This window comes from Actinomadura sp. (genome assembly GCF_044508335.1).
GTDB lineage: Bacteria > Actinomycetota > Actinomycetes > Streptosporangiales > Streptosporangiaceae > Spirillospora.
In genome coordinates this window covers 193,766-202,543 of the sequence record NZ_JBIQHY010000001.1, presented here as the reverse complement: position 1 = coordinate 202,543, position 8,778 = coordinate 193,766, and the positions used below count along the sequence as shown (strand labels likewise).

General features: G+C 74.1%; 7 protein-coding genes. 3 read left to right on the top strand and 4 right to left on the bottom strand.

What is annotated here, in order from left to right; genetic code table 11:
• Positions 1–149 precede the first annotated feature (149 nt).
• Together ACIWVC_RS00970 and ACIWVC_RS00965 are read right to left on the bottom strand one after the other, a co-directional pair.
• A complete protein-coding gene (locus tag ACIWVC_RS00970) occupies positions 150–959 on the bottom strand; it encodes an ABC transporter permease (protein ID WP_396453722.1) in 810 nt (269 codons plus the stop codon).
• On the bottom strand, positions 956–1,948 hold the full coding sequence (locus ACIWVC_RS00965) for an ATP-binding cassette domain-containing protein (protein WP_396453721.1): 993 nt from the start codon (positions 1,946–1,948) through the stop codon (positions 956–958). Before ACIWVC_RS00965 ends, ACIWVC_RS00970 begins: the two co-directional genes overlap by 4 nt.
• Positions 1,949–2,194: 246 nt before the next feature.
• On the opposite strand from ACIWVC_RS00965, the gene ACIWVC_RS00960 reads away from it, so the two are divergent.
• Both ACIWVC_RS00960 and ACIWVC_RS00955 read left to right on the top strand, forming a co-directional pair.
• The gene (locus tag ACIWVC_RS00960) at positions 2,195–2,755 is read left to right on the top strand and encodes a PH domain-containing protein (RefSeq protein WP_396453720.1); all 561 of its coding nucleotides are present in this window, start codon (positions 2,195–2,197) and stop codon (positions 2,753–2,755) included.
• Positions 2,752–4,305 carry a PH domain-containing protein gene (locus ACIWVC_RS00955; RefSeq protein WP_396447111.1) on the top strand — a complete coding sequence of 518 codons (1,554 nt, stop codon included), beginning with the start codon at positions 2,752–2,754 and terminating at the stop codon, positions 4,303–4,305. The genes ACIWVC_RS00960 and ACIWVC_RS00955 overlap by 4 nt, the downstream gene beginning before the upstream one ends.
• Here the strand turns inward: ACIWVC_RS00955 and sepH are convergent.
• On the bottom strand, positions 4,277–6,022 hold the full coding sequence (sepH, locus tag ACIWVC_RS00950; RefSeq protein WP_396447112.1) for a septation protein SepH: 1,746 nt from the start codon (positions 6,020–6,022) through the stop codon (positions 4,277–4,279). The two genes, ACIWVC_RS00955 and sepH, sit on opposite strands and share 29 nt — an antisense overlap.
• A gap of 464 nt (positions 6,023–6,486) precedes the next feature.
• Here sepH and ACIWVC_RS00945 point away from each other — a divergent pair, with 464 nt between their 5' ends.
• Positions 6,487–7,443: a hypothetical protein gene (locus ACIWVC_RS00945; protein ID WP_396447113.1), complete on the top strand. Its 957-nt coding sequence runs from the start codon at positions 6,487–6,489 to the stop codon at positions 7,441–7,443.
• On the opposite strand, the gene ACIWVC_RS00940 is transcribed toward ACIWVC_RS00945, so the two are convergent.
• Complete coding sequence (locus tag ACIWVC_RS00940; protein ID WP_396447114.1) at positions 7,440–8,750, bottom strand: D-arabinono-1,4-lactone oxidase; 1,311 nt, start codon at positions 8,748–8,750, stop codon at positions 7,440–7,442. The two genes, ACIWVC_RS00945 and ACIWVC_RS00940, sit on opposite strands and share 4 nt — an antisense overlap.
• Positions 8,751–8,778 lie beyond the last annotated feature (28 nt).

The window sequence follows — 8,778 nt, the reverse complement described above, 5'->3', positions numbered from 1 at the left end:
CGCTCTGCGCCCGGAGCGGGCATGCCCGCGCGACGCAGGCGACCGCAGCGACGCCGCGCAAACCGCAACGGGCACAGCAACCGCAACGACGTCGTGAGGATCGCCTGCGTCGCTAACGGGGGGTTCCAGGGAGTCGCCCCCCTGGGAGATCACGCCCGCTTTTTGAAGGCCCTCAGGGACAGTGGGGCGAAGACCATGGAGATGCCGGCGCCCCAGGCCAGGGCTATCCAGGCGTGTTCGAAGACGGGGCCGCCGACCAGGAGCCCGCGCATCGCCTCGACCAGTTGCGTGACCGGGCTGTTGTCCATGACGAACGCCACCGGGCCGGGGATGCCGTCGGTGTTCGGGATGAACGCGGTGCTGAGGAAGCTCAGCGGGAAGATCACCACGAAGCCGAAGATCTGCACCTTCTCCGGCTCGTTGACCTTCATCGCGATGTAGACCGACGTCCAGGAGAACAGGACCGCGAACGCGAGCAGCAGCAGGAACGCGCCGAGCAGGGAGAGCACGTTCGTCTCGATCCGGAAGCCGATGGCGAAGCCGACCAGCAGCAGGATCAGCATCGACCACGCCTGCTTGACGGTGTCGGCGATGATCCGCCCGGCGAGCGGGGCGCTGCGCGCGATCGGCAGGCTGCGGAACCGGTCGAACACCCCCTTGGTGATGTCGGTGTTCAACCCGAAACCGGTGCTCATCCCGGCGAACAGGGCGTTCTGCGCGATGATGCCGGGGATGACGACCGGCAGGTACGCCTCGACGCTGCCCGCCATGGCCGGGCCGAACACGTACGCGAACAGCAGCACGAACATGATGGGCTGGATGGACAGGTCCAGCAGCTCCATCGGGTTGTGCTTGATCTGGACGAGGTTGCGCCAGGCCAGCGTGGCCGTGTTGCGCAGGGCCGTGCCGGGGGCGATCCGCTTGGACAGGCTCTGCGGCGCGAGTGTCGCGGCGGTCATGCGGACGCCCCCTCCTTGTCGGCCGACTGGGCGAGCTCGCCGGCCTCGGCGTCGATGTCGTCGGTGTGGTGGCCGGTGAGGGCGAAGAACACCTCGTCCAGGCTGGATTTGCGGAGCGACATCTCGCCGACGGCGACGCCGGCGTCGTCGAGCCGGCGGACCACCGCCGGCATGATCCGCGGGTCGGTGATCGGCGTGCTGATCAGGCCGTCGCGCACTTCGGGGACGGCGTCGGCCAGCTCGCCGACGATCTTCGCCACGGTGCCGCCGTCGGCCCCGTGGATCGGGCGCACCTCCAGCACCTGCCCGCCGACCTGCGCCTTCAGCGTGTCGGACGTGCCGTGCGCGATGGCCTCGCCGCGGTCGATGACGATGATGTCGTCGGCCAGCTGGTCGGCCTCCTCCAGGTACTGCGTGGTGAGCAGGACGGTGACGCCGTCGTCGGTCAGGCCGCGGACGATGTCCCACAGGCCGTTGCGGCTGCGCGGGTCGAGGCCCGTGGTGGGCTCGTCGAGGAAGAGGATCTGCGGGCGCCCGACGAGGCTCGCCGCGAGGTCGAGTCGGCGGCGCATCCCGCCCGAGTAGGTCTTCGCCGCGCGTTCGGCGGCCTCGGTGAGCTGGAACCGCTCCAGCAGCTCGGCGGCCCGCGCCCTGGACTCCTTGCGGGGGATGCCGAGCAGCCGCCCGATCAGGACGAGGTTCTCGGTGCCGGTGAGCATCTCGTCGACCCCGGCGTACTGGCCGGTGAGGCCGATGAGCTGCCGGACCTTGTGCGCCTCCTTCACCACGTCGAACCCGCCGACGCGCGCGCTCCCGGCGGTCGGCTCGATCAGCGTGGCGAGGATGCGGGTCATGGTCGTCTTGCCGGCGCCGTTCGGCCCGAGCACGCCGAGGACGGTGCCGGGTTCCGCGGTGAGCGAGACGCCGGCCAGCGCCTGGGTCTCACCGAACCGCTTCTCCAGGTCCTCGGCCTGGATCGCGTACGTCATGTGATCTCCTGGGATCGTCTGCCGGACGTGCGGGGCCCTCCGACGGGGACCAGCCAAAATATGCGGTGTCCGGGGTGGTGTCATTCGGTTTTTTCCGCCGCCCCTGCCGGATGCGCGAGAGGTGTTCCCCAACCTGGCATCCGCCACTGACAAAACGTCGCCGCGGCCGGGATCGTGCCGCCGATTCCGGTGATCCTTCCCGGCCGGACCGGCTGGAGGGGGCCTCCGGCGTTCTAGACTCGCGGTGTGACGACGGTGCGGCGCGGTCACCAGAAGGACGGCGGGGGGCCGCACCCGCCGCGGTTGCGGCCGCCCGAACACCGGGTCTCGCCCCGCGCCATCGCGCACTGGGCGATCGAGTACCTGCTGCTGTGGGGGCTCGCGTTCGGGCTCTCGCTGGGCGTGGCCGCCTGGGCCGGCGACTCCGGGTGGGACGCCCTGCCCGGCTGGGTGTCCGGGCGTGTCGGCTGGCTGCCCTACGTCATCGGCGCCGCCGGGCTCCTCATGGTGACCGTCGCCCCCGTGTGGCGGTACCGGGTCCACCGGTGGGAGGTGAGCGCCGACGTCGTCTACACCCGGACGGGCTGGTTCAGCCGCGAATGGCTCCTCGTCCCGGTCGGGCGCATCCAGACCGTCGACAGCAAGCAGGGGTGGATCGAACGGATGCTCGGGCTCGCCACCATCGAGGTCAACACCGCCTCCCACACCGGTTCGTCGGAGGTGTCCGGGCTCCCCGTGGACCTCGCCACCCGCCTGGCCGGGGATCTCGCGCACCGCGCGCACGACCTCCGCGACGACGCGACGTGAACGTGCGGCTGCATCCGCTCACGTTCGTCGTCGGCGCCGTCCGCGAACTCGTCGCCCTCATCGCCGCGGGGGCCACCGGCCTTCTCGTCGGCGGCCTGTCCACGGCGTTCTACTTCACGCTGGTCGGTCTCGCGGTGGGGCTGCTCTTCCACGTCGCCAACTGGCTGACGTTCACGTACGTCCTGCACGACGACCGCATCGAGCTGCGGCGGGCCCTCATCGGACGCTCGGTGAAGAGCATCCCGCGCGACCGCATCCGCGGTGTCGACATCAGCGCGAACCTCCCGCACCGGCTGCTCGGCCTGGCGATCGTCCACATCGACGCGGGGGCGGACGGCGGCGAGGGCGAGCTCAACGCGGTCTCGCTGCGGGAGGCCGAACGGCTCCGCCGCGTCCTGCTGACCCGGGACGAGGACGCCCCGCCCCGCCGCGTCCTCGCCCGCATGCGCCGCCGCTGGTACGTGTACGCCCCGCTCAGCGGCGCCTACCTGCTGACCCCGTTCGCCGTGGCGGGCAGCCTCCTCGGCACCCTCTACAACCTCGGCGACGACCTGGGCCTGATCACGCGGAAGCGCGTGGAGAACTTCGGCCACGACGTGGTCGGGCTGCCCACGGCCCTCGTCCTCGCGCTGATCATCCTGGTGCTGGTCGCGATGCCGGTCATGTCGGTGATCGCCTTCACGCTGTTCAACTGGGACTTCACCGTCCACGAGCGGGACGGCTCCATCGTCGCCGAGCGCGGCCTGCTCACCCGCCGCAGCGTCTCCCTGGAGCGCCGCAGGCTGCGCGGCGTCGAGCTCACCGACAACCCGTTCGAGCGCCTCGCGGGCGTGACGCGGCTCGGCGCCCTCATCACCGGGCTCGGGGACGCCGCCCACCGGGGCCGGCTGCTGCCCGCGGCCCCCCGCGCGGTCGCCGAGTCCCTCGCCGCCCGCGTCGTCGGGAACGTCCCCGGCCCGCTGGTCGCGCATCCGCCCGCGGCGCGGAGCCGCCGCATCGCCCGCGCCGCCGCGCCCCCGGCCGGCGTCGCCGCGCTGGCCGTCCTCGCGGGGCAGCCCCTGGTCGCCGCCGCGTGCGCGGCGCTGGCCGTGCTCGCCGTCCCGCTGGGCCTGGACCGCTACCGCCAGCTCGGCCACGCCTCCGACGGCGAGCGGCTCACCGTCCGGTCGGGTTCGCTGCGCCGCCGCCAGGTCGTCGTCGAGCACAGCGCGGTCGTCGGGTGGCGCATCCGCCGCACGCTGTTCCAGCGCCGCCTCGGCCTGGCCACGCTGGTCGCGGCGGTCGGCGCGGGGGACGGCGGCTACTCCTCGGCGGACATGGCGGAGGAGGACGCGGTGGCGCTGGCCGCCGCGATCACCCCCGAATGGCTGACCCCGTTCCTGGACGCGGAGTCCCTGGGCGCGGACGCCGCCGATGCAGACGCGAACGCCGCCAGCGCAGACGTGGACGCCGCCGGCGCAGACGTGGACGCCGCCGGCGCAGACGCGGACGCGGACGCCGGCGCGGATCCCGCCGCGCCGTCTAGTCGGGGCGGCGCGCGCCGAACATGATCTCGTCCCAGGACGGGACGGACGCGCGCTTGGCCTTGGACTTGCGCCGCCGCGCCGGGCGCTGCGGCGCCGTGCTCTCGGCGCTCGCCGCCGCGGCGGGCGGGGCGGTGGCCGGCTTGTCCTGGGCGGCGGGCATGGTGGGGCGGGTCGCCGGCTTCTTCTTGGCCGGCGTCCGCGCGGGCTGCCGCGGCGCGGGCGGCTTCTTCACCGGCGCGGGCTTCGCCGCCTCCGGCTCCCGGTGCGGGGCCGCCGTCTCCGGCGCGGCCGCACGGTGCGAGCGCTCCTCGCGGGCCTCGCGGTCCTTCGCGCCGTCCGCTCGCGGCTCGCCCGGCCCGTCCTCGCCGGCGGCCGGGGAAGCGGCGGCGTCCTGCTCGTCCAGCACCGGGGCGCCGGGCTCGCCGCGCGTCTCCACGTCCTCCTGAGGACGGGCGGTGCTCTCGCTCTGCCGCCCGGGTTCGTCCTCGCCCTGCGGCTGGACGGCCTCGACGGCCTCGACGGCCTTGGCCGCCTCGCGGTCGCCGTGCGCCGCCTCGGCCGCCTTCTCCTGCGCTTCGCCGGTTCCGCTCTCCGCGTGCGTCTCGGCGGCCTCGCCGTGCGCCGCCGCGCGGGGCTCTTCGCTCTCGTCCTCGGAGGCTCCGCGCTCGTCCTGCGCCGGGGCGCCGGACGCCTGCTCCGCCTCGCGCACCGCGCTGTCGCGCTGATCATCGCGCTCCGCCTCGGGCGCCGCGTCCCGCGGCTCGGCGGCACCGTCCGCGCCCTGCGGCGGGACGGCCGCGGCCGGCCGGGCGTCGTCTTCGTCGCGGCCCTGGGCGGCCGCCCGCTCGGCCTCGGCGAGGTCGTCCTCGTCGCCGGGGCGGGCGGCCGCGCCGGGGGCCTGCGGCGACGCGCGCCGCGCGGGCGTGGCGGGCGCCTCGCGGAGGGGAGCGGTGTCGGACGTCTCGCGGAAGCCGGGGCGGGGGTCGGCGATGCGGCCGCGCTCGATCAGGTACTCGCGGGAGTCGGCGCGGCGGAGGGGCCCGGGCGGGCCGGGCTGCTCGGGTTCGGCGGGGAGGCCGCGCACGTCGCGGTCGCCGCCGACGACCTTCATCGCGGGGCGGCGCGGGACGAGCGGGGTGACGGTGTCGGACAGCGCGTCGTCGTCCCACTCGACGGAGGTGAGGCGCGCGGCGATCTCGTCCAGCGGGGAGACGTGCCGGCGGCGCGGGTCGAAGGTCCACTCGGCGGCGTGCGGGCGGCCGCCCTCGAAGAACGACAGCCGGACGCGCCAGGTGCCGTCCTCGCACTTCCAGGAGTCCCACTCGGCCTCTTCGAGGTCGACGCCGCCGCGGCCGAGGCGCTCCTCGACGGTCTCGCCGAGCGGGGGGCCCGGGGTCGACTCGCCGGGCCGGCGGACGGTGACGCGCTGCGCCTGCTGGGCCATGTACTCGCGTTCCTGCAGGACCGGTCCCTCGAACCAGCGGACGCGCTCGACCGGGATGCCCGCCGATTCGGCGATCTCCTCAGCGGTCTCGCCGGACCGGATGCGGGCCTGGATCTCCTTGGGGCGCAAGGGACTCTCCACTTCGATCTCGAACTGGCCGAGGCGGGAGAAGTGCCCACGGACCGCGGCGCGGAGCCGGTCGTCGACGGGCAGGGTGAACCGGGTGCCTCGGCCCGCGGTGGCCAGGACGAGGTACGTACCGTCCTCGCTGACCGCGACGAGGCGCAGCTCCTGCATGCGTGTCCTTCCTGCCCTGTCTTGATGGCACGGAGGACGCCGGAGCGATCGGCCGTGCTCTCACGGCCGGCCGTCCGATGCCCACCGAGGGCGCATGCGTGCCCTTTCCCCCGGGTTCCCGAGTCTCTCTTCCGGACACACCTGCTGCCAGCACCGTACCCGGCATGTCCGAACATCGCCGCTCTCGAAGCCCCCTTCACGAGGTCGAAGAGGGCACCTGACCAAGCTTGCCCGCGCCGCGACCCGCGAGAGGGCGCCATGCCCGATTCTTGTGCATCCTTTTCCACACTGTGCCTGACGGGCCCGTCCGGATCCAGGCGCGGACGTTGGGAGAGTCACGTCGTGACCAGGAACATCCGGATCGTCCGGTTACGTTCTTGATCGGGGGATAAGAGCCGAGCGGAGCCCGCCGTGCGAGCGCCGGCGGACGGGCTGGAGGACGCGGGACAGGGGTGAGTCGGAGAATGCCGCGCAAGCTGCCGGACCTCAGCGCGACGCAGCTGATCGCGAGTGCGGCGGCGACCGCGGTCGCCGCGCTGGGGGCGTCCTTCCTGGGCGTGTACGGGACGATCATCGGCGCGGCCCTGATGAGCGTGATCTCGACGGCGGGGTCGGCGGTCGCCAAGCACTACCTCGACCAGGGCCGCGACCAGATCAAGGAGCTGACCCACCTGCAGTCGGCGGTGCGCCGGCGGGCGGCGGCCGAGGGCGCGGCGGACGAGGCGACCAGCGCCGACCCGACCCGGACCGCGCTGTGGACCGGGGATCCGAACGCGACGCGGGTCGACCCGTTCGGCGATCCGAACGCCACCCGGCTCGATCCGAACGCCACCCGGCTCGATCCGGGCGGCGACCCCGGCGCCACGCGCCTGGACCCGGTGGACGCGGTCGCCGGGTCGCTCGCCGAGGAGGCGGGCGAGGACGCGGTGCGCGAGGTCGTCCGGCGGACGGCGTGGCAGAGCACCGTCGCGTGGGCCAAGGCGCACTGGGTGAAGCTGGCGGTGTCGTCGGCGGCGGTGTTCGCGATCGTCATCGGCGGGATCACGGCCTACGAGGCGGCGACCGGCGAGCCCGTCGGCGGGGGCGGCGACCGGGGGCTGACGGTGACCAACGTGCTGGGCGGCGGCGGGCAGCCGGACGGCACCCCCACGCAGGAGCCGACCGGCGGCCCGACCGGGCCCGGTGCCACCCCCGGCCAGGAGCCGACGGGGGACGCGCCGTCGGCGGAGCCCACCACGCCGGCGCCGCAGCCGACGGACGGGCCGGCCGAGCAGCCCACGGGGCAGCCGACGGCCCCGAGCACGCCGGCTCCGAGCACGCCGGCGCCGACCGGCGGCCCGGAGGGCGGCGGCCAGGACGGCGGCAGCGGCGGCTCCGGCGGCGGGCAGGGCGTGCGGCCCCCGCAGACCCCGGCCGGCTAGTCGCCGAAGACCTGCCTCGTGTAGGGGTTGGCGAACCGGCGGTCGGGGTCCAGCTCGTCGCGCAGGGCGCGGAAGTCGCCGAACCGCGGGTAGACCTTCTCCAGGTAGGACGCGTCGCGCGTGTGGAGCTTGCCCCAGTGCGGGCGGCCGCCGAGCGCGGTCAGCAGCTCCTCGACGCCGCGGAAGTAGTCCTCGTGCGGGTCGCGGTGGTAGACGTGCACGGCGATGAACGCGCTCTTGCGCCCGTGAGCCATCGACAGCCAGGCGTCCTCCTGCGGGAGCAGCCGGACCTCGATGGGGAAGCTGATCCGCCAGCCCCGCTTGTCGAACAGGGAGCGCAGCTCGCGCAGCGCCGGGACGAGCTCCTCGCGCGGGATCGCGTACTCCTGCTCCTTGAAGCGCACCGTCCGCGGGCTCGTGAAGACCTTGTAGGACGTGTCGGTGTAGGTCCGGGCCCCGAGCGCCCTGGCGGAGATCTTGTTCACGAAGGGCGTCGCCGCGGGAGACCTGTGCGTGATCCTGTTGACGACGCCGAAGACCGTGTTCGACAGGAACTGGTCGTCGAGCCAGTACCGGAACTTCGACACCGGCTCGGCGGGGCCTTCGACGCGGTTGTTGCGCTTGGTCAGGCAGCCCTCGGTGTGCGGGAACCAGTAGAACTCGAAGTGCTCGTTGGCGGCGTCGAACTCGTCCACGCGCGCGAGCACCTCGTCCCACTTCATCGGCTGCTCCTGTGCGCGCAGGAGGAAGGACGGGACGGTCCGCCAGGTGATGGCGGTGACGACGCCGAGCGCGCCGAGCCCCGCGCGCGCGGCGTCGAACAGGTCGGGACGCTCCTCGCGCGAGCACGTCACGGCGGTGCCGTCGGCGAGGACGAGTTCGAGCGCGGCTACCTGGGAGGCGAGCCCGGCCGCGTCGCGCCCCGTTCCGTGGGTCGCGGTCTGCAGGGCGCCGGCGACGGTCTGCTCCTGGATGTCGCCCATGTTCGCCAGGGCGAGGCCGTGCTCGTCCAGGACGCGGTTCAGCGCGTGCAGCGGCAGCCCCGCCTCGACGGTGACGAGCCCGGTGGCGGTGTCGACCGAGCGGACCGCGGTGAGCGCGGTGGGGCGCAGCAGGACGCCCTCGGCGACGGCGGCGCCGGTGAAGGAGTGCCCGGTGCCGGTCATGCGGACGGTGCGGCCCTCGTCGGCGGCCGACCGGACCGCCGCGGCCACCTCGTCGGCGGTCCGCGGCGTGACGACGCGCTGCGGTGCGGCGTGCTGGTTCCCCGCCCAGTTCTGCCACGTTCGGGGGTTCTCGACGGACATGCGGCGACTCTACTCGGCAAACGTTTAT

Bases quoted from the DNA above. Each gene is read 5' to 3' on its own strand.
- ACIWVC_RS00970 (WP_396453722.1), bottom strand. From the start codon at position 959: ATGACCGCCGCGACACTCGCGCCGCAGAGCCTGTCCAAGCGGATCGCC.
- sepH (WP_396447112.1), bottom strand. From the start codon at position 6,022: ATGCAGGAGCTGCGCCTCGTCGCGGTCAGCGAGGACGGTACGTACCTC.
- ACIWVC_RS00945 (WP_396447113.1), top strand. From the start codon at position 6,487: ATGCCGCGCAAGCTGCCGGACCTCAGCGCGACGCAGCTGATCGCGAGT.
- ACIWVC_RS00940 (WP_396447114.1), bottom strand. From the start codon at position 8,750: ATGTCCGTCGAGAACCCCCGAACGTGGCAGAACTGGGCGGGGAACCAG.
- ACIWVC_RS00965 (WP_396453721.1), bottom strand. From the start codon at position 1,948: ATGACGTACGCGATCCAGGCCGAGGACCTGGAGAAGCGGTTCGGTGAG.